Genomic DNA, 23,665 nt, shown 5'->3' with positions numbered 1-23,665 from the left:
TAAATATTCAGGAAAGGCTGCGGGAAAACGCCTACATCTGGACCGTCCACCCTGGCGAGCGACCCAAGCGAAAGCCTCGGGCGACTACACGTCGTAGCAAACCCAAGGCGTCCGAACCAACATTCGAGAATGACGAATCCCAAGCCACACCTTGACGCAGGCGATCGAAAGCCGACCAAAGAGACGCCGCAACTCCCCAAGCGGTGTACAGTAGCCTCCAAAACAAAGCCACAGGAGCCTGGCAATGACCGTGACGCTGTCCCCGCTGACCATCGACTGCGACTTCGACTCCGGCAACATCCAGGTGCTGGACGCCAGCGACCCGGCCCGAGTCCACCTGGCCATACGCCCCGACACCCACAGTGGCCACTTCCAGTGGTTCCACTTCAAGGCCAGTGGCCTGACCCCCGGCCAGACCCACCGCTTCAGCCTCGACAACGCCGCGCAATCGTCCTACAAGAACGCCTGGAGCGGCTACAACGCCGTTGCCTCGTACGACCAGAAAACCTGGTTCCGCGTACCCAGCAGCTTCGACGGCCAGGCCCTGGCGTTCGACTTCAAGGCCGAACAGGACCACGCCTGGTTCGCCTACTTCGAGCCCTACCCGCGTGCACGGCACAACCAGCTTATCGAGCGTGCCCAGCAGATTCCCGGGGTTACCCTGGTGGCCCACGGCCGCAGCGTGCAGGGTCGCGATATCCCGCTGCTGCGGGCAGGCGACGGCGCGCCGGGCAAGCGCAAGCTGTGGATCATCGCCCAGCAGCACCCTGGCGAGCACATGGCCGAATGGTTCATGGAGGGCGTGATCGACCGCCTGGAAAGCAACGACGCGGTGATCCGCCAACTGCTGGCCAAGGCCGACCTGTATCTGATCCCCAACATGAACCCGGATGGCGCCTTCCTCGGCCATCTGCGCACCAACTTCAAGGGCAAGGACCTCAACCGCGCATGGCAGGACGCCAGCGTGGAACTGAGCCCCGAGGTGTTCTTCGCTCAGAGCCAGATGAAGCAGTACGGCGTGGATGCCTTCGTCGATGCCCATGGCGATGAGGAAATCCCCCATGTGTTCACCGCGGCCTGCGAGGGCAACCCGGGCTACACGCCGCGCATCGCCAAGCTGGAGGAGCAGTTCCGCAGCATCCTGTGCAGCGTGACCAAGGACTTCCAGACCACCTACGGCTATACCCGCGACGAGCCTGGCCAGGCCAACATGACCTTGGCCTGCAACGCGGTCGGCCAGGCCTACGACTGCCTGTCGCTGACCCTGGAGATGCCCTTCAAGGACCACGACGATGCCCCCAACCCCACCACCGGCTGGTCGGGCGAGCGTTCCAAGGCGCTGGCCGGGGCGGTACTGGAGACCTTGACCAAGATGGTCGACGACTTGCGCTGACCGCCTGGCTCGCCCCCCCCCTTGCAGGAGCGTGCTTGCCCGCTCCTGCAAGAGCCCCGCCTGCGCATCTCTAGAACTGCACATCCAGGATCACATTGTCGGTATAGGTCGCCGCTGGCGGCGTGGCCTGGTCGGTGTAGACCTTGGCGTTGTAGTTGAACACCTGGCTGCCGGTGCCCGTGCCAGGGCCCGGGTTGACGTCGGCATCGCTGCTCGCCCGGCGCGCCGCGCCCACCGCCCCCCAGCGCACACTTCCCCCGCTCTTGAAGAGGTCATACGCCAGGTAGTTGCTGGCGCTGGACTTCATCCGCCGCCGCCCCCCCGCGACATTCTCCCCGTCATTCAAACCCACTGTGTAGCTGCTGCCCTTGGTGCAGGCAATGTTGATGCTCTGGTTGACCGTGCCGAACCCGGCCACCACCGGCGCACTGCCGAAGCTGACGGCAGGCGTGGTGATCTGGCAGTCGTTGCTGACCGTCAGGCTCACGGTCAGAGTCTGGGTACCGGTGCCGATATCGCGCCCCAGGCAGATGTTGCCGATACCAATGCCGGAACAGTAGTTCCAGTCCCAGAAGATACTCAGGGTTTCCGTGTACACCCCTGCCGCCACGTTGCTGCCGACCACGCTGCGCAGGTACACCGGCACGGTCTTGGGCGTGGTGCCGTTGAGCAGGCCCAGGGCATCGATGATGCCATTGCGGGCGAAGTCGAAGCGGGTGCCGCGGGTGATCGGGAAGCTGGTGCTGTTGTTGGCGTAGAGCGTGTAGGGAATGACATCGCCGGTAGGCCCGACCAAGCCGCTGGTGGTCGCGGTGACAGTGGCGTAGAAATGGTCGTTGGTGGTCAGCAGCGACAGCAGCGAGCCGGTGCACGATAACCCGGCGTTGGCGGTCGAGGCGCTTTGCACCGTGGTGCGAACCAGGGTCGAATTGATCGTGCCGAATGCCGCTGGCGACGTGGCACTGGTGGTGCACAAGGCCCAGGCGGGCGTGACCGTGACGCAGGTGCCGGCCAGCAGCAGCAAACGCCAGGCGCAGTTCATTGGCACACCAGCGGGCCGATCAGCGGGATCGGCCCCTCCCCTTGCGGCAGTTCGAACTCGACCACGCAGGTGCCACCTTCGGCGCGCTCGACGCGCAGGCGATTTTGCGCGGCGAGGTTTTCCAGGTACACCAGCCCATCCCAGCCGACCACCGCCTGGGCTCCGGTGCGCTCATCGACCACCCGGCTGCCCAGCTTGAGCTCCTGCTGCCTGGCATCCACCAGCACCAGGCTGGCCGCCAGCACCTGCTTGAGCTCGAACGCCAGCAGGTAGCCCGCGCCACGACGCACCGCCACGCGCTGCTCGACCTGCGGGGCCAGCACATCGGCCGGCAGCTCCATCGGGTCGATCTCGTACTTGCCGCGGTAATAGCCGCTGCTGTAGGGCACCAGCAGTTGGCCATTGCGATCGGTGCGTCCCACCAACTGGTTTTCGTAGCGCACCGGCACATCGGCGTAGCCGCTGGTGCTGACCACCACGAAGGCATCGTCGATGCGATTGGCGGCGAACACGCCGGCGTCCATCCACACCAGCGAACCGCTGGCATCGGCCCAACGGGTCATGTCGCCGCTGCTGCCGTAGGTACCAGCCTGCAACTGTACCGACTGCAAACGCCAGGTCACGTCGGCTTGGCGATACGCGGCGCGCGCATTGCCATCGGCATAGCCGAGGTTGTAGCCCACGCCGGTGCCCACAGGCACGGCTTGGCTGTAGTTGACTCGCCGCAGGCTTTCGCCGTTCTGGTCGCGCTCCATGCTCAAGGCCAGGGTGCCGCGCAGGTCGAAGGGGATCACCAACTGCGCCTGCACCGCCCATTGGCTGTCGCCGACCTCGCGGTTGGCCGACAGGTACAGGCTGCTGTTGCCCCATAGCGGCTTGCTCCAGCTCAGGTTGAGCAAGCGCGTGCGCGTACCGTCGCCAGCGCGCACGTCGAAGTAACCGGCGCCGAGGCTGCCATAGCGTTCCAGGTTCACGCTCAGTGTCACCTGTTCGCTGCGCTGGCTCAGGCGCATCTCGGGCGACTCAATGCGCGTCAGGTCGGCATACTCGCCTTGGCGCTCCACACGTTGGTAGTTGAAGCCCAGGCGTTGGCTGTTGTACTGGTAGCCGAGGGCGACCTGATGGCCTTTTTCACCTTCGAACCGGCTTTGCGCCAGGGCTGCGTTGAGCACCCCGAAGGTGCCCAGTCGCACATTGCCGCCAAGACCGCCGAGGCTCAGCGACTCGGCGGTTTCCACATGGCTTTCCAGGGTGAAGGCGTCGGTCACGCCATGGCGCAGGTTTGCCGAGGCCACGCCTTGGCCATAGCCCCAGTCACGCACGGCATAGTCACGGCGCAGGCTACCGGCGGCCACGGAGTAGTCCGACAGGCCCTTCTGCAAGAGGCTGCTGGTGACGTAGAACGGCAAGGTGGTCGAGACCTGGCGCCCCAGGGCGTCGGTGGTCACCACCACGGCCTCGCCGGCGCCGTTGATAAATGGCACGTTGGTCAGGGTGTAAGGGCCGGGTTGCAATTGTTCGCTGCTGGTTCTGTAGCCGTTGATGAACAGGTCCAGCGAGGTCGGCACCGCAGCTTCTCCGGCGAAGGCCGGCAGTGGGTAGGTGACCAGGTCCGGGCGCGCCCCGAAGTCACGCGACAGCTGCAGGCCGCCGACCCTGACCGCGCTGGTCCAGGGCAAGGCGCCGGTGATAAGGTCGCCGGCCTCATAGGTGAGCAGGCGCTGCTCGTCGGTGAAGCGCCAGGTGGTGTCGTAGCGCAGGAAGCCGTCTCGGCTGTCGCTGCTCGACGCGTTATCGAGCGCCTGGCGCCATTGTCCGGTGGTGGCGAACGTGCCCCAGCTGTCGAACAGGCGTAGTTCGTTCCAGGCGGCCAGGTAGCTGCCGCCCTCGTCGGTGTCGTTGAAATACAGATCGTAGTTGAACAACGCGCCGAAACTGCTGCGCGCATCCACCGCCGGGTACAGGCTGCGCTCGCCCAGTTGCTGGTCGGGCAGCCAGGCCGGCGGCACTTGCAGCAGCAGGCGCTGGTTGCCGCTGTCGTAGTCGCTGTGCAGGCCGCCGATGGCGTCCAGGGCCAGCTCGCCCTGGGGGTCGCCCGGCAACTGCACGCCTGCGGCACGCAAGGCTGCGCTGTCCAGGTACAGCCGCCCGGCGCGCTGTTGCACCGGCACCAGCTCAGCCTTGGGCACCTGGTTCACCAGCAGGTCCAGGTACAGCGTGGCGTCGGCGACGGCCGTCGCTTGCGTGGGCGGCGGCGGCAGGTCGTCGGCCCGCGCCAGGCCAGGAACGATCAGCACCAGACTCAGCCCAAAGCGGCAGCTCGCCTGCGACAGATGACTCACACACCTGTTCCAACCATTGCCGGGTCCTCCCTGGCCCCTGCATTTCACTCACGCACGCTTCACTGCCCCTGACGGATAGCCTGGGCCACATCCTGGCCGTTGACCCGTCCCTTGAGTACGCCACCTGCCCCCGTGCCGGCCGGCACTGGCCAGCGCATGCTGGCGCCGGGCAGCACGTAACCGAGCAGGCCTTCGACCAGCGGGCGCTCCTGGCCACCTTGCGCCAGCACCACATCGGTCAGGCGCGCGTGTACCGGCCCGGTGTTGCGCAGCTCGACGTAGGGCTTGCCCTGCACTGTCACCGCGCGCCAGCTCAATTGCGGCTGGCCGACGCTGTCGGCGCTGCGCTTGCCCTCGGGGTCGGCCCGCCCCCACAAGCCTTCGCCGTACACGAACAACGGCACCGAATAGCGCATCTGCAAGCGAATCGCCGCCTTCGGCCCTTCGCTGGCGGCCTCGGCCGGCAACGGCGAGGGAATCTCGTCGATGATGATGCGAAAGGCTTGCTCCTGGCCCACCGGCGAGCTGCCGGTGCGGGTCAGGCGGACCAACTGCTTCTGCCCGGGAGCGATAGTGGCCACCGGTGGGCTGCCGATGATCTCGCGCTGGGCCTGGAACTGCTCCTGGTAATCGCCCTGGCGCCAGGCGAAGACCCGAACTTGCAGGCTCGCAGGTTCCGAACCACGGTTTTCCAGCCACAGTGCGCCGGCCTTCTGTCCGGCCTCCAGCACCGGGTCTATCGGCCAGATCAACACCGAGGTGGCCGCCCCGGCGGGCAGGCTTGCCAGCCACAACAATCCGACCACCCCCCGCGCTATGCTCGCGCCTACCGCCATGCCGCTCTCCTTTTGGTTATCGATGTCCCGTTCACCAGGTCACCGTCACTTGCACTGAATCGGTGTAGGTGCCCGCTGGCACGTTGCCGGTCAATTGGGCGCGGCTATAGATCGGCAGTTTGATCGCCGTCGGGTCGCTGTAGCTGACCGTCACGTTGGCGCCGATGCCAAGGCCCTGCGTCAGCGCAGCATCGCGGAACAGCTGGTACGCCAGCAGTTGCGCACCGCCGCTGCGCTTGAGGTTGCGCGTGCCGGCGGCGCTGTTCTGGCCGCCGTCAAGGCTCATGCTCAAGGCCACCCCCGGTGTGCATTGGAAGGTCACCGTGGTCCCGCCCAGGGAGGTGCTCAGCGCCGCCGTGGACAACGCAGAACTGACGCCGTAGTCGAGCACGCCATACTGGGTGACACCGCCCACTACCAGGCAACCGGCAGTGACCGTCGCACTGACCTGGAAGGTACTGCTGGTCGCCGCCGACAACGGCAGCGGCAGCGCCAGACCCAGCCCCAGCAGCCCCGCGAGGCCGCTGCGCAGGCAGCCGGACATGGCTCAGAAGCTCAGCTCGACTGCCACCGTGTCGGTGTAGGTGCCCGCCGGCAACCCAGCCTTACCCCGCGCCTGGCCGTAAAGGTTGACGGTCTGCGCCACCCCGGTGCTGGTCGGCAGGGTGATGGTGCCGTCGATGGCCAGCAGCGAGGTGTGCCCGGCATCGGTATAGAAATCGTAGGGCACGAAGTTGCCGCTGCCGTCGGCCAGGGCGCGGGTACCGCCGGCAGACTGGCCGTCATGGGAACCGGCACGCACACGAATCGCCGGCACCGTGCCGGCCGAGCAGAGGATGCTCATGGCTCCACCGCCGCCGCCGAGCACCTGGCCGTTGGCCGTGGTGAACAGCGAGTCCTGGGTGCCGAAGTTCAGCGCACCGAAGTTAAGCCCCGAAGAGCCCGAGCTGCCATTGACCTGGCAGGCGGCGGTGAGCGTCAGGGTCGAGCTGATGGTGCCGGTCACGGTCGCCGCCTGGGCATTGGCTGCCAGGGCAAGGCCAAGCCCTGCGAGGATGCCGTGGGTGAGTGTGCGTGCCATACAATCCTCCTTGCGTGTTACCAGTCCAGGGTCACCCTCAGGGTGTCGCGGTAGAAACCGGCGGGCAGCGCGCGAGGCTGCGCGATGACCACGCCGTAGATCGGGATAGGGACTTGCTCGCTGCTGCGAATGGCGAAGGTGCGCGACTGACCGATGACATAGCGGCTGTTGCCACCGGGGTCTGCGGCCAGCTGGTAGGGAATCACCTCGCGGCCATTGCTCAGGCGGCGCACGCCGTCGCTGCCATTGAGGCCTTCGTCGATACGCACGCTGAAAGCACGTACCTGCGGCGTACAACTGATCTGCAAGCTGCCCTCGCCGCCCGACTCATCCACACGGCCGCGCAAGGGTTGGTCCCAGCTCGGGCCCTGGGCGCCGAAATCGATGACGCCGGGATTGCCCAGCGTAGCGGGTTGCGGGTCGCTGCTGATCTGGCAGGCGGCACTGATGACCAGGCTTGCCTGGATGAACCCGCTGGTGCTGCCGTGCACCACCCCGCTGGGCAGCAGCAGCGGCCCAAGGGTCAACAGAAGAAGCGAGGTACGGTGCATGGCTAGGTGTCCTTGTGCATGGCGAGCGCCTACCAGGTGACCGTGACTTTCAGCAGGTCGGCGTACAGCCCGCTGCGTGGCACCCAGGCCAGGGTGTCGATGCGCGCATACAGCGGCAGCTCCACCGAGCCGCTGTCGGGCACCCTGGCCGATTGCGCGACGTTCACCGCCAACGGCTCGCGCCAGGCAGCGTCGCGGTAGAGCCGATAGGGAATTGGCCGGGCCTGGGCATCGGCGCTGGCGAGGAAGCGCAGTTCGCCGACGCCGCCATGCTGGCCGCCATCGACACGGATCTGATAGGGGGTATCGGGGTTGCACTCAAGGCGAGGTGGGCGGGGGCTGAAGAGTACGCCGCTCAGGGGCGCTCCGGGGCCATCGAGGCGCGAAGTGACCCCCAGGTCGATTCGACCGGCGGCCTGTGCGCCAGCATCGCGAGGTTGGTTGACGAGCATGCAGCCACGCTGCACTTGAACCTGCACCTCGACAAGAAAGTCCGCTGCCACGACACCACTGCTCAACAGCAGGCCGCACAGCATGGCCATGAAGCGCTCTGTCACCGAATTTCCCTACCCAGTGTTCCTTGTGCTTTCTTGAGCGTAGCAGTGAGATTGGATCCCGCTAGATTGCGGAAAATATCGCAGAGCGTGCCGCGGACCAGAAAATGCCCCAGGAGCCTCGTCGCAGAAGGGCTACAAAAACTTATACAAATTTCAGGGCTGCGTAGAACCTAGCCTTAGAATTGCCCTCAAATGGCCATGAGCGCGGCGAAACCATCGGGTATCTGTTACCTTGCCCAGGCAATATTCTGTGCCAAAGGTATTTGGCCAGCGCGCCCAGCTTCAACAGGAGAGCTTCCTTGACCACCGCCCAGAACGCCTTCGACCAGGCCGTCGAACGCTGTGCCCAGGAACCGATTCAGGTGCCGGGCAGTATCCAACCCCAGGGTTTCCTGGTGGTGCTGGACGAACACGACCTGCGTATCCTGCAGGCCAGCGAAAACGCCGAGGACTGGCTGGGTATACCGGCCCTCGAGTTGCTGGGCTGCGCACTGCCCGAACTGCTCGAATGCGGTTTCGACCTGCGCGCCAAGCTGGGCCGCCTGCCCAGCGACGAGATCTTCCCCTTCCATATCGGCGATGTTCACCTGCGTCCGGGGGCTCCCTGCGCGGACAGCCTGCGCCTGCTGGCTCACCGTCATGACCAGGTGCTGATCGCCGAATTCGAGCCTTGCCCCATCGACGACAGCCTGGGCGAGCACGACTACTACCCGCTTGTACGTGCCTTTGTCGGCAGCCTGCACCAGGCCGGCAGTATCGAGGAATTGCTGCAGCAATCGGTGCTGCAGATCAAGCGCATCACCGGCTTTGGTCGGGTCAAGGCGTACCGCTTCGACGCCGAGGGCAACGGCCAGGTGTTGGCCGAAGCCGCCGACCCCGGCTACCCGCAATACCTCGGCCTGCACTTCCCGGCGTCGGACATCCCCCGCCAGGCGCGCGAGCTGTACCGGGTCAACCGCATCCGTCTGATCGAAGACGCCAACTACCAGGCCTCGAAGCTGCTGCCGGGCAACAACCCGCGCACCGGCAAGCCGCTGGACATGAGCTTCGCGGCGCTGCGCAGCGTGTCGCCGGTGCACCTGCAATACATGCGCAACATGGGCACACTGGCCTCGATGTCGCTGTCGATCGTGGTCGATGGCCAGCTGTGGGGGTTGATCTCCTGCCATCATGACCAGCCGCGGGCCGTCGACCTGCGCATCCGCACCGCCTGCGAGCTGCTGGCCAGCGTGCTGTCGCTGCAGATCGAGTCCCACGAGTCGCACACCAGCACCCGCGACCTGCTCAAGCTACGTCAGCGCATCGTCCAGATGCTCTCGGCCATGGCCGATCACGACAGCGTCAGCGGCGGCCTGCTGAGCCTTCCACAGGTGCTGCTGGACTTCGCCGGGGCCACGGGCGCGGCGATCATCAGTGCCGGGCGCTGCGACCTGGTCGGCAGCACGCCGCCGCAGGCGCAGGTGGACGCGCTGGTGCACTGGCTGACGGAACACGGCGACGAGCAGGTGTACCAAAGCGACAACCTGGGCCGGGACATTCCCGAGCTGCCGGAGCTGGCCGAGCATGCCGGTGGCGTGCTGGCCGTGGCGATCTCGCAGATCCATTCGCACTACCTGCTGTGGTTTCGCCCCGAGCAAGCGCGTACCGTCACCTGGGCAGGTCGGCCAAGCAAGGAAATCAGCCCCCAGGGCAACCTCAGCCCGCGGCACAGCTTCGACAGCTGGCAGGAGGAGGTGCGCGGCTTTTGCGTTCCGTGGAGTCCACTGGTGGTCGACATCGTGGCTGAACTGCGCACGGCGGTGCTGGGCATCGTGCTGCGCAAGGCCGAGGAACTGGCGCAACTCTCCAATGAGCTGTTGCATTCCAACAAGGAGCTCGAGGCGTTCTCCTACAGCGTCTCCCACGACCTGCGCGCGCCCTTGCGTCATATTGCCGGCTACAGCGAACTGCTGGCCGAGGTCGAGGCCGAGCACTTGTCCGAGCGCGGCCTGCGCTTTTTGAAACACATCGGCGAAGCGGCGCAGTTTGCCGGAACCCTGGTGGACAACCTGCTCAACTTCTCGCAGATGGGCCGCTCAGCCTTGCGCCTGTCAGATGTGGATCTCAATGTCCTGGTAGAAACCCTACGCACCGAGTGTGCACCGGACTATGCAGGGCGTAACATCGAGTGGCACATAGCCCAACTGCCAAAGGTGATCGGCGACCCGGCGTTCATCAACCTGGCGTTGCAAAACCTTATCGCCAACGCCATCAAGTACACCCGTGGCCGGGACCCTGCGCGCATTGAAATCGGCGCCGTGGAGCACCCGGAGCACATCGAGATTTTCATCAAGGACAACGGCGTGGGCTTTGACATGGCCTACGCCAGCAAGCTGTTCGGGGTGTTCCAGCGACTGCACCGCATGGAGGACTTCGAAGGTACCGGCATCGGCCTGGCCAGCGTGCGCCGCATTATCGAGCGCCACGATGGACAGGTCTGGGCCGAAGGCGAAACCGGCAGGGGCGCCACGTTCCACTTCACCCTGCCCCGTCACCCGTTGAAAAACTGAGGTAATCACACCCATCATGCTCAAACCCATCCTGCTGGTCGAAGATAATCCTCGCGACCTGGAGCTGACCCTGCTGGCGCTGGAGCGCAGCCAGCTGGCCAACGAGGTGATCGTGCTGCGCGATGGCGCCGATGCACTGGACTACCTGTTGCGCCGCAACGCCTATGCCGAACGCGACGACGGCAACCCAGCAGTCCTGCTGCTGGACCTCAAGCTACCCAAGGTCGATGGCCTGGAGGTACTCAAGGAAGTGCGCGCCACGGCCGAACTGCGCAGCATTCCGACGGTAATGCTGACCTCCTCCCGGGAAGAACCCGACCTGTTGCGCGCCTATGAGCTGGGCGTCAACGCCTACGTGGTCAAGCCGGTGGAGTTCAAGGAGTTCGTTGCCGCCATCTCCGACCTGGGCATCTTCTGGGCGGTGCTCAACGAGCCACCACCCGGCTCGTTGCGCCTGAACCGACGCGCTGGTAGCTGAAGGTCGCCTCGATGCAGCAAACGCTTAAACTGCTGATGGTCGAAGACAGCTCGATGGACGCCGAGCTGACGCTGTTGCGCCTGGAGCGCAGTGGCTTGCAGGTGCAGTCGCACCTGGTGTTCGATCATATAGGCGTGGAGCACGCCCTGAGCGAGAAGCATTTCGACCTGATCCTGTGCGATTGCGTGCTGCCCGGCTCGTCGGGCACCGACGTGCTGGCCATCGCCCAACGTCTGGCGCCGGAGGTGCCGTTCATCTTCCTCTCCGGCATCTATGGCGAGGAGCACGCGGTGGAGATGATCCGCCTGGGTGCCACCGACTACGTGCTGAAGAAGAACCTGCCGCTGCTGCCCAAGGCGGTGCGCCGGGCCTTGACCGAGGTGCAGGAGCGCCAGCGTCGGCACCGCGCCGAGGAAGCGCTGCTCGACGTCGAGGCCCGCGCACGTATCGCCATTGATGCCGCTGGCATGGGCACCTGGGACTTCCGCCCGGAAGACAACCTGCTGCTCTGGGACGACCGCTGCAAGCGCCTGTTCGGCCTGCCGGTGGACACCGAGATGACCTTGGAGGTGTTCTACGCCGGGATCTACCGCGACGACCTGGAGCGGGTGCGCGAAGCAGTGGACCGCGCCATGAGCCCTAGCGGCGACGGCCATTACCGCGTCGAATTCCGCATTGCCCGACCCAACGGCCTGGAGCCGCGCTGGCTGCTCTCCACCGGCCAGACCCAGTTCGTCGACGGCCGCTGCGTGCGCTTTTCCGGCGTGTTGCAGGACATCCACCAGCAGCGCGAAGCGACCCAGGCGCTGGAGCGGCTCAATGAAATGCTCGGCGAGCGGGTCGAACGCCGTACCCGCGAACGTGACCGCGCCTGGGAGCTGTCCCAGGACTTGCTGGCCGTGCTCAACAAAGACCTCACGCCGGTCACCCTCAACCCGGCCTGGGAAGCCACCCTCGGCTTCAGCCGCGAGCGCCTGAGCCAGGCCTCGCTGCTGCACCTGTTGCCGGAGCCTGACCAGGAGGCCTTCCTCGACGAGTTGGCTGCCCTCGCCCACGGCCGTACCAGCGCCCGCTTCGTCGGCCGCATCCAGCACGCCAGTGGCCAGCAACGCTGGCTGTCGTGGGTGGTGGTGCCGGAAGACACCCTGTTGTATGTGGTGGCCCGCGATATCAGCAGTGAACGCGCCTCGGCCGTAGGCCTGGCCGAGGCCAATGCGCGCCTGCGCGAGCAGATCGACGAACGCGAGCGCATCGAGGCGGCCCTGCAGCAGATGCAGCGCCTGGAGGCCGTTGGCCAGCTCACCGCAGGCGTCGCACATGACTTCAACAACCTGCTGACGGTGATCCTCACCGGCGCGAGCTTTCTCGAGCGGGACCTGGACAAGAACAACCTGGAAAAAGCCCGTGCCCGCCTCAAGCACATCCGTGAGGCCGGGGACCGCGGTGCCAAGCTGACCTCGCAGCTACTGGCCTTCTCCCGCCGCCAGCGCCTGGAGCCAGTGCCGCTGAACCTCAACAACACCCTGGCAGGCCTGGAGGAATTGTTGCGCCGCACCTTGGGCGGCAACATCTCGGTACGCCTGGACCTGGATCAGAACCTATGGCAGGCCCTGACCGATCCGACCCAGACCGAGATGATCATCCTCAACCTGGCGATCAACGCGCGCGACGCCATGCAGGCCGGTGGCCAGCTGACCCTGTCGACCCGCAACACCTGCATCGATACCCGCCCACAGCGTCCGGAAGACCCGGACCCCGGCGAATACGTGGTGCTGTCGATCCGCGACACCGGTTGCGGCATGAGCGCGGACGTGGTGGCGCGGGTGTTCGAGCCTTTCTTCACCACCAAGGACATCGGCAAAGGGTCGGGCCTGGGCCTGGCCCAGGTGTTCGGCTTCGCCAAGCAGTCCGGTGGTGGCGTGCGCATCGACACCGAGCCTGGGCATGGCACCCAGGTGAGCGTCTACCTGCCGGCGGTCAAGCAGGGCCAGGCGCCGGACGCTGTCGACCTGCCCCAGGCTGCGCCCAACACCAACCGTGGTCGCGACCGCACGGTGCTGCTGGTCGATGACGACCACTTGGTGCGCGACATGATCGGCGACGTGCTGCGCCTGTATGGCTACCAGGTACGCCAGGCGCACAGCGGCGAACAGGCACTGGCGCTGCTCGACGGCGGTATCGATGTGCTGCTCACCGACTTCGCCATGCCTGAATTCAACGGTGCCCAACTGGCCCGCGCAGCGCGGGAACGCTACCCGAACCTGCCGGTGGTGTTCCTCACCGGGTACGCCGAGCTGCAAGGGTTGGAGCTGCCAGGCAGCCTGGTGATGCAGAAGCCGGTACAAGCCGAGGAGCTGACCCGCTCATTGAATGAACTGCTGGGCGGGGGCTGAGCGGGGCAGCTTTCAGGAATCGCAGAAACGCGAAAACCCCAGGCTGACTGGCAGTCTGGACGTTAGGAAGGCAAGGAAGAAAATGGCAGGGGCGGCTGGATTCGAACCAACGCATGGCAGGATCAAAACCTGCTGCCTTACCGCTTGGCGACGCCCCTGTGAAGAATTCACTGTCAGCTGCAAATGCCGCTGTGCCGGAATGGGCCGCACTTTAACAACATTTTTCCGGGTCGGGAACCCCTTTGCTGAAAAAATTGCCTTAAAACAGCAAGTTAGTGTTGGGAGTGCTCCGGCTCCCAGCGGGCAAGCCCGCTCCTACAGGTTCACCCCTGTTTCAATGCGCGGCGCTATGCCGGTAGGAGCGGGCTTGCCCGCGAAAGGGCCGGAACAGACACCACGACCATTCGTCGTTTTCCCCCCACCCCACCTCAACACAATGCGAATTGCAGCTTCCAAACAGATACCCCAATCAGCATCCCAAGGAGGGCTCCATGCCAGTTTCCCACGACCTCTACCAAGACCTTCACTACCCTCGCGAAATCGTCCAGCAACGCCGCCAGCAGGACCCGACCCTGGACCGGCTGCTCGATGACTACATCGACCTCGACAACCAGATCCTCGCCGCCGAGGCCATCTCTGCCGGCATCGCCAGCGACGATGACCTGCACCGCCTCAAGGAGCGGCGCCTGGCAGTCAAGTACATGATCGAGCGGCAACTGGAACGCAAGGCGCCCGATACCCCTGCCTGACCTCCCGCCTCACCCGGCACGCGGCAGGTCGGACAACACCTCTTCGATCTCCACCAGCACCGCCGGGTCATCCAGGGTCGACGGCGGCACATAGGCCTGACCGTCGGCGATTTTGCGCAGCACCGCCCGCAGGATCTTGCCCGAGCGTGTCTTGGGCAAACGCGAGACTCGCCGTACACGGCTGAAACAGGCCAACGCACCGATATGCTCGCGCACATTGGCCGCCAGCTCCGCCTGCAACTGTTGCTCGCCGATACCCTCGCCATCCTTGACCACTACCAACGCCAACGGCACCTGGCCCTTGATCGCATCGTGCACGCCTATGACTGCGCATTCGGCCACGGCCGGGTGGCGGGCCACCAGGTCTTCCATCTCGCCGGTGGACAAGCGGTGCCCGGAGACGTTAATCACATCGTCGGTACGGCCCATGATGTAGACGAAACCGTCGTCGTCCAGGTAGCCGCCGTCTCCGGTGTGGTAATAGCCGGGGTAAGTCTGCAAGTAGGCCTGCACGTAGCGCTCGTGGTCACCCCAGAGGGTCTGGCTGCACCCCGGTGGCAATGGCAGGGCGATGACGATGGCCCCTTGCTGGTTCGCTCCCAACAGTCGGCCATCGTCATCCAGCACCTGCACGTGGTAGCCCGGCACCGCGCGGTTGCTCGACCCTGGCCGTGCCTCGCTGCCTGGCAGACCGACGCAGGGCGCGGTTACCGGCCAGCCGGTCTCGGTCTGCCACCAATGGTCGTGCACCGGTTTGCCGGTGACGCTCTCCAGCCACTCATGGGTGCTGGAGTCGAGCTTCTCGCCGGCCAGGAACAGGTGGCGCAGCGAGCTCAAATCGTGACGGCGAATCAACTCGCCCTCGGGGTCTTCCTTGCGGATCGCGCGCATCGCCGTGGGTGCGCAGAACAGCCCATTGACCCGGTACTGCTCGACCACCCGCCAGTAGGCCCCGGCATCGGGCGTGCGTATCGGCTTGCCCTCGTAGAACACCGTGGTACAGCCACTCATCAGCGGCCCGTAGACGATCAACGAATGGCCGACCACCCAGCCGACATCGGAAATACCCCACCACACATCGCCCGCCTGCATGCCATAGATATGGCGCATCGCGTAGCACAGGGCGACGGCGTTGCCGCCGTTCTCGCGCACGATACCCTTGGGTTTTCCGGTGGTGCCGGAGGTGTACATGATGTACAGCGGGTCGCCGGCATCGAGGGTCACCGGCGCCACTGGCTCAGCACCGGCCAAGGCTTGCTGCCAGTCCAGGTCGCGTTCAGGCTGCAAGCTGGCCTCTACCTGCGGGCGTTGCAGCACCAGCACCTGCCTGGGCTGATGCTTGGCCAGTTGCAAGGCGCGGTCGACCAGGGGCTTGTACTCGATGACCCGGTCGAACTCCAGGCCGCAGGAAGCGGTGAGCAGCAGCGTCGGGCGCGCGTCGTCAATGCGGGCGGCCAGTTCCACGGCGGCGAAGCCCCCGAACACCACCGAGTGCACCGCGCCGATCCGGGCACAGGCGAGCATGGCCATGGCCGCCTGAGGCACCATGGGCATGTAGATGATCACCCCATCGCCCTTATTCACCCCAAGGCTGCGCAGCAGGCCAGCCAGGCGCGCCACCTCGTCGCGCAGCTGGTCGTAGGTGAAGCGCTGCTGCACGCCGGTCACGGGTGAATCGTAGATCAACGCCGTCTGCCCACCGCGACCCTGTTCGATCTGATGGTCCAGGGCCAGATGGCAACTGTTCAGGCGACCATCGGCGAACCAGCGGTGGGTGCCGTCGGGGTTTTCCTGCAGGGTCTGGGACGGTTTGCGCTGCCAGGCCAGGTGCTCGGCCTGTGCGGCCCAGAAGGCGGCGGGGTCGGCAATGGCGTGGGCGTAGCTGTGCTGGTAGGTCATGTCGATCGAAACCCGCTATTTGTTGTTATTGAAGGGCAACCTTGAGTATGGACCTGCAAACGCGCCGTGCCAGGTGACTAAAATCCTATCGGACCTGCAAATTTGCATGCTTCTCTTGCGAAACCCGCTCGGTCCTACAGAATGTGCGAACTTATCGCCTGTGAATTCGTGCATGGACATCGATCAAGCCCGTACCTTCCTGGAAATCGTGCGCTGCGGCAGCCTGGTGGCCGCCGCCGAGCGCCTGTTCGTGACCCAAACGGCGATTTCCGCCCGGGTGCAGCGCCTGGAGCAGCAACTGGGCTGCCAACTGTTCGTGCGTAGCCGCAGCGGCGTGACCCTGACCGGCAACGGCGAAGCGTTCATCCCTTACGCCAACCAGCTGGTGCAGACCTGGGAGGCCGCCCGCCGCGACCTGCCGCTACCTTCAGGGGGCCACCAGGCGCTGCAGCTGGGTGGCGAGGTGAGCCTGGGCAACCCGATGATGCTCGACTGGGCCAGCGCCCTGTACCAGGCGCTACCCGGCCACACCATTCGCACGGAGGTGAGTGACGGCGAGTCGTTGCTGCGCAAGGTGGAAAAGGGCCTGCTGGATGCCGCGCTGGTGTACCAGCCGAGCTATGGCCCGGGCTTGCAAGTGGAGCAGCTGATGGAGGAAAAGCTGGTTCGCATACGCCGTGTCGAGCGGCCCGACCCTTATATCTATATCGACTGGGGCGAGGATTTTCGCCGTCAGCACGACGCCGCCCTGCCCGACTGCGCGCGCGCCGCGCTGAGCTTCAACCTCGGCCCCCTGGCCTTGCAATTCATTCTCGACCAGGGCGGCAGCGGCTACTTCCGCACGCGGGTGGTGCAGGCCTACCTGGACAGCGGTGTGCTGGAGCGGGTGCCACAAGCGCCGGAATTCACCTACCCGACCTTCCTGGTATACGCCCGTGAACGTGACAGCCATGCCTTGCAGCAAGCCATGGCAGTGTTGCGCCAGCAGGTGGCCGACGGTGTCAGCGACTGGTCACAGCGCTGGGATCCGCTCGCCTGAAGCCTGGACGCCACGCTTGAGCAGATGACGCTTGAGGCCGGCGATCAGGTCAGTCTGGGTGACCACACCGACCAGGCGGTCGCCATCGAGCACCGGCAGGCAATGCAGGCCCTGTTCGCTGAGCAAAGGCAGGAGGCGCTCGAGGGGGTAGTCGCGGCTGACGCTGACCACCTCCCGGCTCATCACCTGCCCCAGGCGCACTGGCTTGCGGGAGAACCATCCGCGCCAGCTGAAGCGCCCACGCTGCATCGCCGCGCCGACCAGGTCGGCCAGGCTGACAATCCCCACCAAGCGGCCCTGCTCAAGCACCGGCAAGGTGTTCAAGTGATGACTGGCGAGCATCTTCCAGGCTTGGTCCAGGGTGGTATCGGGCGAGGCGCACTGCACGTCGCGAGACATCAGCGCAGCCGCGCCGATACCACCCAGGCTGCGCCGCAGAGCCTGCTGCTCGGTGGCCAGGATGATGCGTTCGAGTTCGTCGCGGGTGACGTCGACGAACTCGCCCAGGTCTTCCAGAGCTTTGTCCAGGTCTTGGCCGTTGACGCCGACGCGCGCGCTGGCAAGCACGTCGTGGGTGTGGTGCAGGTTGTGGCGTGGCGTCGTGCCCTTGGGGTAGCGCACACCGGTCAGGCGGTTGTACAGCACCGCCGCCATGACCAGGATCAAGGCGTTGAGCAAGACCGGCTCGAGCAGGTGGTCGCCCATTGCGACCAGCCCGCTGTCGGCCAGCACGGCAGTCACCGCAACACCGCCGCCTGGCGGATGCAGGCAGCGCAGCAAGCACATCAGCACCAGGGAAATGGCCAGCGCAGCGGCGGCCACCCACAGCTCGGCCCCCAGCCACTGGCGCATGCACAGGCCCACCACGCACGACAACAGGTAGCTGCCCAGTACCGACCAGGGTTGCGCCAAGGGCGCGGAATGCAAGGCGAACATCAACACCGCCGAGGCGGCCAGTGGACCAAGCAGGTGCAGGGCGATGCCAGGGCCATAGGCCAGGCTGCACAGCCACCCTCCCAGAAACAGGCCGAGCAGCGCCCCGACACTGGCGCGCAACCATTCGCGCGGGGAGGTGTTCGGCGGTGCTGGCAGCAAGCGTTGCAAGCGGCCTTCAGAGCGTGAAGCAGGCATTGGAGTCGGCGAGCCTTGTAGATTCAGCAGAAAAAGAAAGCCCAGCCTTCACGGCCTGGGCTAAAGGACTCCCTACAAAAGGAGAGATTGGAAGCACGGAGGTTTCGTGGCGCAGATTGTGCAGCGCGCACCGTTTCAGGGCCAATTCAAAAAACTGCGGCAGAACTGCAATATTTTTGCTGGAGGGTGGCGCGCGGCGGGATGAAAAGACTCAGCGCCCTTTGCGTGGCAGCTCGATGCTTACCCGCAGCCCACCCAGTGGGCTATCCAGCAGCGCGAGCGATCCGCCCCAGGCCTCGACGATGTCGCGCACGATGCCCAGCCCCAGGCCATGCCCATCGACTTGCTCGTCCAGCCGCGAGCCGCGCTCCAGCACTTGCTGGCGAGCATCCTGGGGAATACCCGGGCCGTCGTCATCGACCCACAGCTGGTAGCCCCCGGCGCTGTCGGCCATGCCCAGACGCACTTCGCCGTCCGCCCATTTGCAGGCGTTGTCCAGCAGGTTGCCGAGCAGCTCCAGCAGGTCTTCGCGGTCCCACGGCAGTTGCAGGCCGACCGGCACATCGTGGGTCAGCAGCAGGCCTTCGCCATGGATCATGCCCAGGGTCGACAGCAACCCCGGCAGCTCGGTGTCGCAATCGAACTGCGCGCCCGGCAGCGCATCGCCCGCCAGGCGCGCTCGGTTGAGCTCGCGGGCCAGGCGCTGCTGGATCTGCTCGAGCTGCTCGCGCATCTGTGCACTCACCTCAGGCAGCTCGCGCAGACGGTCGCTGGACGCCAGGCTCAACAACACCGCCAGTGGCGTCTTCAGCGCGTGGCCCAGGTTGCCCAGTGCATTGCGTGAGCGACGCAGGCTGTCCTCGGTGTGCGCCAGCAGGTGGTTGACCTGGTCGACCAGCGGTTGCAGCTCGCTGGGCACCTCGGCATCGAGTTGCGAGCGCTTGCCCTGTTGCAACTGGGCGATCTGCCGGCGGGCGCGCTCCAGCGGTCGTAGCGAGCGGGTCACGGTGATGCGTTGCAGCACCAGCACCAGCACCAGCGCCACCAGGCCCAGGCCCAGGCCGATCTGCTGCATGCGCCGGAAGCCTTCGCGCACGGGGGAATAATCCTGCGCCACGCTGATAGACAGGTCCTGCCCCAAACGCCGGTAGTCAGCCCGGAAGGCCAGCAGCTGCTGCCCTTCCGGGCCAAGCTCGTGGCCGTCGTCCAGCCCCACACGCTCAGGCTTGGGCATGTTCAGGTCCCACAGCGAGCGCGAGCGCCAGGTGCCCTGCTCGAAGTCGATGCGAAAGTAGTAGCCGGAGAAAGGCCGCTGGTAGGCCGAAGAAATGCGCCGTTCGTCCAGCTGCAAACCATTGGGCCCGCGCACCAGGGCCACCAGCAGGTTCTCGCTTTCCTTACGCAGGCCTGCCTCGAGGTAACGCTGCAGGCCGACCTCGAACAGGAACAGCGTCAATTGCGCCAGCGCCAGGCCGACCACCACCAACACTGCCACCAGGCCCAGGCTCAGGCGCGCCTGGATCGACTTCACCCCGTGCTCCCAGCGTACACATAGCCCTGTCCGCGGCGCGTCTCGATCACACTGCGCCCAAGCTTGCGGCGTAGGTGATTGACGTGGACTTCCAGCACGTTGGAATCGCGCTCGGTTTCACCGTCGTACAAGTGCTCGGCCAGGTGACTCTTGGACAGCACCTGCTGGGGGTGCAGCATGAAATAGCGCAGCAGGCGGAACTCGGCGGCCGTCAGCTGGATATCGACGCCGTCGCGCACCACGCATTGGCGGCCCTCGTCCAGGTGCAAGCCGGCCGCCTCCAGACGCGGCTGGTTGGCCAGCCCACGGGCGCGGCGCAGCAGCGACTGGATACGCAGTTGCAGCTCCTCGGGGTGGAAAGGCTTGGTCAGGTAGTCGTCGGCGCCAGCCTTAAGCCCCTCGATACGCTCGGCCCAGGAACCCCGTGCAGTAAGGATCAGCACCGGGGTCGCAAGGTTGGCGGCGCGCCACTGGCCCAGCACTTCCAGGCCAGGCACGCCGGGCAGGCCAAGGTCGAGAATGATCAAGTCGTATGGCTCGCTCTGGCCCTGGTACACCGCGTCACGGCCATCGGCCAGCCAGTCCACGGCATAGCCCTGGCGTTGCAGCCCGCCGATCAGTTCATCGGCCAGCGGGACGTTGTCCTCGACAAGCAACAGGCGCATTCAGTCGTCTTCCTCATCTTTGAGCAGCGCCCCGGTACGGGCGTCGAGCTTGATTTCGCGCACCACCCCGGCCGGGGTCAGCAGTTCGACCTCGTACTCGTAGCGGTCGTCGTCTTCTTCAAGCTCCGCTTCCAGCAAGCGCGCCCCGGGGTAACGTCCCAGGGCGGCTTCGAGTAGCTGTTCGAGAGGCAGGATGACGCCCTTCTGCCGAAGTTCAAGGGCTTCATCCTGGTCCAAGTCTCGAGCGATCGCCGGCGAACAGACGATCATCAGCGCTAGCGCCAGGCAGTGCGCCATGCGCGAGAAGGCATTCATCAGTTGTCTCGTTCGTCCTTCAGGACTTCACCGGTCTTGGCGTCCAGGTCCACGTCCCATTCGACGTTCTGCGAATCGCGCAGCTCGACCTTGTAGATGTAGCGGCCGTACTCGTCTTCGAGCTCGGAGTCGGTGACGGTGGCGCCGGGGTGCTTGGCCACGGCTGCGGCCTTGAGCTCATCCAGCGACTTGATGGTCTTGGCATTCACCAGCTTTACCACTTCGTCCGGCTGGACGTCCTTGGCCATGGCGGCATTGGCGCCCAGGGCGAGGGCTGCGGCGGTGAACAGTGCGGTCAGGGTTTTCATGGGGTCTCTCCCTCGAGATGAATGTTGTCTACGGGGCTCACGATATCCACCCGCCCTTAACTGAACCTGAAAACAACTGGCCGGATGATAGCGCAGCCTGAGACCGCGATTGCACTCTATAATGCCCCGCTCAGCCTCAGAGGTCTGCCATGAGCGCCATTCACGTCAAATACCCTGCCCTGACCTTCAAGGCCGGCCACCGTGCCATGGGACAGATCCGCGAGCGCGGCCTGCGTGCCATCGATGTGGGCGTGCTTCCCGGCGCGGCAGGCGGCCCCAAGCCCCTTGGTATCCAGGGCCTTGACCTGGCGCTGTTCGGCCAGTGGCTGCCGTCGGCGCCACGCCAGCGCGCGCTGATCGGTGCCTCGATCGGTTCCTGGCGTTTCGCCAGTGCTTGCCTCGACGACCCGGTCGCCGGGCTGCGTCTGCTCGGCGAGCTGTACACCGAGCAGGACTTCGCCAAGGGTGTGACCCAGGACGAGGTCAGCCAAAGCTGCCTGCGCATGCTCGATGACCTGCTGCAGGGGCGCGACGGGCAGATCCTCGCCAACCCGCACTACCGGCTGAATGTGCTGGTGGTGAAAAGCCATGGCCAGCTCGCCCACGACCATCGCGGTCGCCTAGGGATGGGCCTGTCCTCGGTGGTGGCCAGCAACCTGCTGGGGCGCCCACGCCTGGCGCGGCACTTCGAGCGCATCATCCTGCACGACGAGCGCGCCGCGCCGCCGCTGGGTGCCCTCACAGACTTCCCTTCACGCTGCCTGCCGCTGGGCCTGGGCAACCTGCGCCAGGCGTTGCTGGCCTCGGGCTCGATCCCGATGGTGATGAATGGCGTACGTGACATCCCAGGCGTTGGCCAGGGTACGTACCGCGACGGCGGCCTGCTGGACTACCACCTCGACCTGCCTTACCAAGGCGATGACCTGGTGCTGTACCCGCACTTCACCGACAAGGTGGTGCCCGGCTGGTTCGACAAAGCCCTGCCCTGGCGCCGTGGCGACGCCACGCGCCTGCACAATGTGCTGCTGATGACGCCTTCGCCGCAGTACCTGGCGGCCCTGCCCTTCGGCAAGCTGCCAGACCGCAACGACTTCAAGCGTTTCATGGGCGATGCACCCGGCCGCCGGCGCTACTGGTACAAGGCGATTGCCGAAAGCCAGCGCCTGGGCGACGAGTTGCTCGAGCTGATCACCACCGGGCGCCTGCACGAACGGCTGCAACCCTTGTAGCGGCCATGTTGGTGGATCAATGCGGGACAGCCTTGTGGATGAACGCCAAAAGATCGCGATTGAAGCGATCAGGCTCTTCGAGGAACGGTGCGTGCCCAGATGCCGAGTACAGCGTGCTTTGCACGTTGGGGTTTAGGCTCTTGGCTCTGGCGATAGCAGGTTTGGCTTTCACAAGTGCATCCTGGGCGCCATAGATCATCAGCAAGGGAACCTGCGTCCTGCCAAGTCCTTGCGCTGCGGCAACCGTCATCGACTGCACGGAGCGCTGCATGTCCGATGATGCCAATGCGGCGTTGGCCAGCAGCAGGTCGAACGTAGTTGCATCGGGCTGGCGATGGAAGCACAGGCGCAGAAAAGCGCGTTCGCCATCCAGGTGAGTCTTCAAGTCCGAAGCGACCATATCTTGATAAACCTTGGGATGCGACACGATCTGGTCGGGTTTCAACTCGATCACACCATCGACATACACCGCGCCAGCGATGTCGTCATCGCCGTGGAAGGCCAGGTAGTTCGATATCACCGCGCCGCCCAATGACCATCCGACAAGCACGGGCTTGCGTGCACGGGTGGACTCGATCACCGCGGCCAAGTCATCAGCCCACCGGCGCCCATCGGTGTATGCCTGCGCCTGCACTGGCTTGGCGGACAGGCCGTGGCCGCGCAGATCGTAGGTAATCAAACGATGGTGCTGGAGTTGGGGATCAAGCAATTGCTTGCTCCAGTTCAACCGGCTGCCAAGCAACCCATGAATAAAGATGATGGGGGTGCCGTTTGGATCGCCAGTCTCCTGCACAGCCAACACCACGCCATCGGGTGCGGTGACGGTGTATTCCTTGGTATCGGCAAGCACGGCGGGTGATGTGACCAGCAATGCAAGGGACACGAGCAACGCGCCAAGCGCAGCATGAATCTTCGGTAGCGACATGAATCAACACTCCTGGGTTCGAGAAGACCCCAGTCTCGACCTTCACATTAATGTGAGTGTCAAGCGCAAGAGTGCTATCGTCCGTTCATGTCTAAAACCACTACACAAGCCTCCATGTCCATCGGCGAACTTGCCCGCAAGACGGGGGCGAGTCTGCGCTCGATCCGGCACTACGACGATAACGGGCTGCTGTCCTGTGCACGCGCCGAGAACGGCTATCGCTTGTTCCCCGCATCGGCCATCACGCAAGTTCGCCAAATCCAGCGATTGATTGCGGCAGGCTTCAGTCTGGCCGAAATCCGAGGGTTTCCCGACTGCATGAAGATGATCGAAGGGGCGGCGGCATGCCCTGAGACAACGCAAGTGCAGCGCAAAAGGCTTGCGTCCATCGAGCGACAGATCCAAGAGCTTGAACAGCGACGCATGCGGTTGCGCAAGATGCTAGCGGTGTGCAAGTGACCGGCATCGGTCGGAACACCGTCTATCGCAGAATCCCTGAAGGCACATTCCCAAAACAGGGTAAGATAGGACCCAATTCGGTCGCCTGGCTCCAGTCGGACATCACTCAGTGGATGACCTTTCTCGCCCCAGACGACCAAACGGCACACTGAGCAGTACATTGAAACGCCAATTTCCGCTCAAGCCCATCTCC

Annotated in this window: 23 protein-coding genes and 1 tRNA gene; 9 read left to right on the top strand and 15 right to left on the bottom strand. The window is 65.1% G+C overall.

All coding sequences use genetic code 11. From position 1 onward, the window contains the following. Positions 1–244: 244 nt before the first annotated feature. Positions 245–1,393, top strand: a complete 1,149-nt coding sequence (locus RAC97_RS11225; RefSeq protein ID WP_375100830.1) for a M14-type cytosolic carboxypeptidase — start codon at positions 245–247, stop codon at positions 1,391–1,393. A gap of 70 nt (positions 1,394–1,463) precedes the next feature. Here RAC97_RS11225 and RAC97_RS11220 read toward each other — a convergent pair whose 3' ends face one another. From RAC97_RS11220 to RAC97_RS11190, 7 genes are all read right to left on the bottom strand, one after another. Continuing rightward, positions 1,464–2,435 (bottom strand): spore coat protein U domain-containing protein, encoded by a 972-nt coding sequence (locus tag RAC97_RS11220; protein ID WP_379671487.1) that lies wholly within the window; start codon positions 2,433–2,435, stop codon positions 1,464–1,466. Further along, positions 2,432–4,768, bottom strand: coding sequence for a fimbria/pilus outer membrane usher protein (locus RAC97_RS11215; RefSeq protein ID WP_375100834.1), 2,337 nt, complete (start codon positions 4,766–4,768; stop codon positions 2,432–2,434). The genes RAC97_RS11220 and RAC97_RS11215 overlap by 4 nt, the downstream gene beginning before the upstream one ends. 68 nt (positions 4,769–4,836) lie before the next feature. Next, positions 4,837–5,613 (bottom strand): molecular chaperone, encoded by a 777-nt coding sequence (locus RAC97_RS11210; RefSeq protein ID WP_375100828.1) that lies wholly within the window; start codon positions 5,611–5,613, stop codon positions 4,837–4,839. A 31-nt stretch (positions 5,614–5,644) separates the two neighbouring features. Further along, positions 5,645–6,145 carry a spore coat U domain-containing protein gene (locus RAC97_RS11205; RefSeq protein WP_375100833.1) on the bottom strand — a complete coding sequence of 167 codons (501 nt, stop codon included), beginning with the start codon at positions 6,143–6,145 and terminating at the stop codon, positions 5,645–5,647. Positions 6,146–6,160: 15 nt separating this feature from the next. After that, positions 6,161–6,694 (bottom strand): spore coat U domain-containing protein, encoded by a 534-nt coding sequence (locus RAC97_RS11200; RefSeq protein WP_375100827.1) that lies wholly within the window; start codon positions 6,692–6,694, stop codon positions 6,161–6,163. Positions 6,695–6,711: 17 nt separating this feature from the next. Further along, positions 6,712–7,245, bottom strand: a complete 534-nt coding sequence (locus RAC97_RS11195) for a spore coat U domain-containing protein (RefSeq protein ID WP_375100826.1) — start codon at positions 7,243–7,245, stop codon at positions 6,712–6,714. A gap of 29 nt (positions 7,246–7,274) precedes the next feature. Further along, a complete protein-coding gene (locus tag RAC97_RS11190; protein WP_375100825.1) occupies positions 7,275–7,802 on the bottom strand; it encodes a spore coat U domain-containing protein in 528 nt (175 codons plus the stop codon). Positions 7,803–8,101: 299 nt separating this feature from the next. Between RAC97_RS11190 and RAC97_RS11185 the strand changes: the two genes are divergently transcribed. From RAC97_RS11185 to RAC97_RS11175, 3 genes are read left to right on the top strand one after another with little or no spacing between them, the layout of a single operon-like run. Continuing rightward, positions 8,102–10,351 (top strand): ATP-binding protein, encoded by a 2,250-nt coding sequence (locus RAC97_RS11185; RefSeq protein ID WP_375100824.1) that lies wholly within the window; start codon positions 8,102–8,104, stop codon positions 10,349–10,351. Between the two features lie 16 nt (positions 10,352–10,367). Beyond that, complete coding sequence (locus RAC97_RS11180) at positions 10,368–10,829, top strand: response regulator (RefSeq protein ID WP_375100823.1); 462 nt, start codon at positions 10,368–10,370, stop codon at positions 10,827–10,829. An 11-nt stretch (positions 10,830–10,840) separates the two neighbouring features. Then, complete coding sequence (locus RAC97_RS11175) at positions 10,841–13,222, top strand: response regulator (RefSeq protein ID WP_375100822.1); 2,382 nt, start codon at positions 10,841–10,843, stop codon at positions 13,220–13,222. An 83-nt stretch (positions 13,223–13,305) separates the two neighbouring features. Here the strand turns inward: RAC97_RS11175 and RAC97_RS11170 are convergent. Then, positions 13,306–13,380, bottom strand: a tRNA-Gln gene (locus tag RAC97_RS11170). 333 nt (positions 13,381–13,713) lie between these two features. On the opposite strand from RAC97_RS11170, the gene RAC97_RS11165 reads away from it, so the two are divergent. Next, positions 13,714–13,971, top strand: a complete 258-nt coding sequence (locus RAC97_RS11165; protein ID WP_375100821.1) for a YdcH family protein — start codon at positions 13,714–13,716, stop codon at positions 13,969–13,971. Between the two features lie 9 nt (positions 13,972–13,980). Here the strand turns inward: RAC97_RS11165 and RAC97_RS11160 are convergent, their stop codons facing one another. Further along, positions 13,981–15,870, bottom strand: a complete 1,890-nt coding sequence (locus RAC97_RS11160; protein ID WP_375100820.1) for a propionyl-CoA synthetase — start codon at positions 15,868–15,870, stop codon at positions 13,981–13,983. A 172-nt stretch (positions 15,871–16,042) separates the two neighbouring features. Between RAC97_RS11160 and RAC97_RS11155 the strand changes: the two genes are divergently transcribed. After that, complete coding sequence (locus RAC97_RS11155; RefSeq protein WP_375100819.1) at positions 16,043–16,909, top strand: LysR family transcriptional regulator; 867 nt, start codon at positions 16,043–16,045, stop codon at positions 16,907–16,909. Here RAC97_RS11155 and RAC97_RS11150 read toward each other — a convergent pair. The 5 genes from RAC97_RS11150 to RAC97_RS11130 all read right to left on the bottom strand — a co-directional run bounded on the left by RAC97_RS11150 (position 16,883) and on the right by RAC97_RS11130 (position 20,859). Beyond that, complete coding sequence (locus RAC97_RS11150) at positions 16,883–18,040, bottom strand: HPP family protein (protein WP_375100818.1); 1,158 nt, start codon at positions 18,038–18,040, stop codon at positions 16,883–16,885. The two genes, RAC97_RS11155 and RAC97_RS11150, sit on opposite strands and share 27 nt — an antisense overlap. 211 nt (positions 18,041–18,251) lie before the next feature. Next, the gene (locus tag RAC97_RS11145; RefSeq protein ID WP_375100817.1) at positions 18,252–19,571 is read right to left on the bottom strand and encodes a sensor histidine kinase; all 1,320 of its coding nucleotides are present in this window, start codon (positions 19,569–19,571) and stop codon (positions 18,252–18,254) included. After that, positions 19,568–20,236 carry a response regulator transcription factor gene (locus RAC97_RS11140; protein ID WP_375100816.1) on the bottom strand — a complete coding sequence of 223 codons (669 nt, stop codon included), beginning with the start codon at positions 20,234–20,236 and terminating at the stop codon, positions 19,568–19,570. The genes RAC97_RS11145 and RAC97_RS11140 overlap by 4 nt, the downstream gene beginning before the upstream one ends. Then, positions 20,237–20,551, bottom strand: coding sequence for a PepSY domain-containing protein (locus RAC97_RS11135; RefSeq protein ID WP_375100815.1), 315 nt, complete (start codon positions 20,549–20,551; stop codon positions 20,237–20,239). Further along, on the bottom strand, positions 20,551–20,859 hold the full coding sequence (locus tag RAC97_RS11130; RefSeq protein ID WP_375100814.1) for a PepSY domain-containing protein: 309 nt from the start codon (positions 20,857–20,859) through the stop codon (positions 20,551–20,553). The genes RAC97_RS11135 and RAC97_RS11130 overlap by 1 nt, the downstream gene beginning before the upstream one ends. A 149-nt stretch (positions 20,860–21,008) precedes the next feature. Between RAC97_RS11130 and RAC97_RS11125 the strand changes: the two genes are divergently transcribed. Then, positions 21,009–22,088: a patatin-like phospholipase family protein gene (locus tag RAC97_RS11125; RefSeq protein WP_375100813.1), complete on the top strand. Its 1,080-nt coding sequence runs from the start codon at positions 21,009–21,011 to the stop codon at positions 22,086–22,088. 16 nt (positions 22,089–22,104) lie between these two features. Here RAC97_RS11125 and RAC97_RS11120 read toward each other — a convergent pair whose 3' ends face one another. Further along, positions 22,105–23,013 carry an alpha/beta fold hydrolase gene (locus tag RAC97_RS11120; RefSeq protein ID WP_375100812.1) on the bottom strand — a complete coding sequence of 303 codons (909 nt, stop codon included), beginning with the start codon at positions 23,011–23,013 and terminating at the stop codon, positions 22,105–22,107. Positions 23,014–23,127: 114 nt separating this feature from the next. Here RAC97_RS11120 and RAC97_RS11115 point away from each other — a divergent pair, with 114 nt between their 5' ends. Both RAC97_RS11115 and RAC97_RS11110 read left to right on the top strand, forming a co-directional pair. After that, the gene (locus RAC97_RS11115) at positions 23,128–23,472 is read left to right on the top strand and encodes a MerR family transcriptional regulator (RefSeq protein ID WP_375100811.1); all 345 of its coding nucleotides are present in this window, start codon (positions 23,128–23,130) and stop codon (positions 23,470–23,472) included. Beyond that, positions 23,463–23,624, top strand: coding sequence for an AlpA family phage regulatory protein (locus RAC97_RS11110; RefSeq protein ID WP_375100810.1), 162 nt, complete (start codon positions 23,463–23,465; stop codon positions 23,622–23,624). Before RAC97_RS11115 ends, RAC97_RS11110 begins: the two co-directional genes overlap by 10 nt. Positions 23,625–23,665 lie beyond the last annotated feature (41 nt).

It is taken from the genome of Pseudomonas sp. LS_2 (assembly GCF_042709235.1).
Lineage (GTDB): Bacteria > Pseudomonadota > Gammaproteobacteria > Pseudomonadales > Pseudomonadaceae > Aquipseudomonas.
This window is presented reverse-complemented; position numbering and strand designations above follow the sequence as displayed.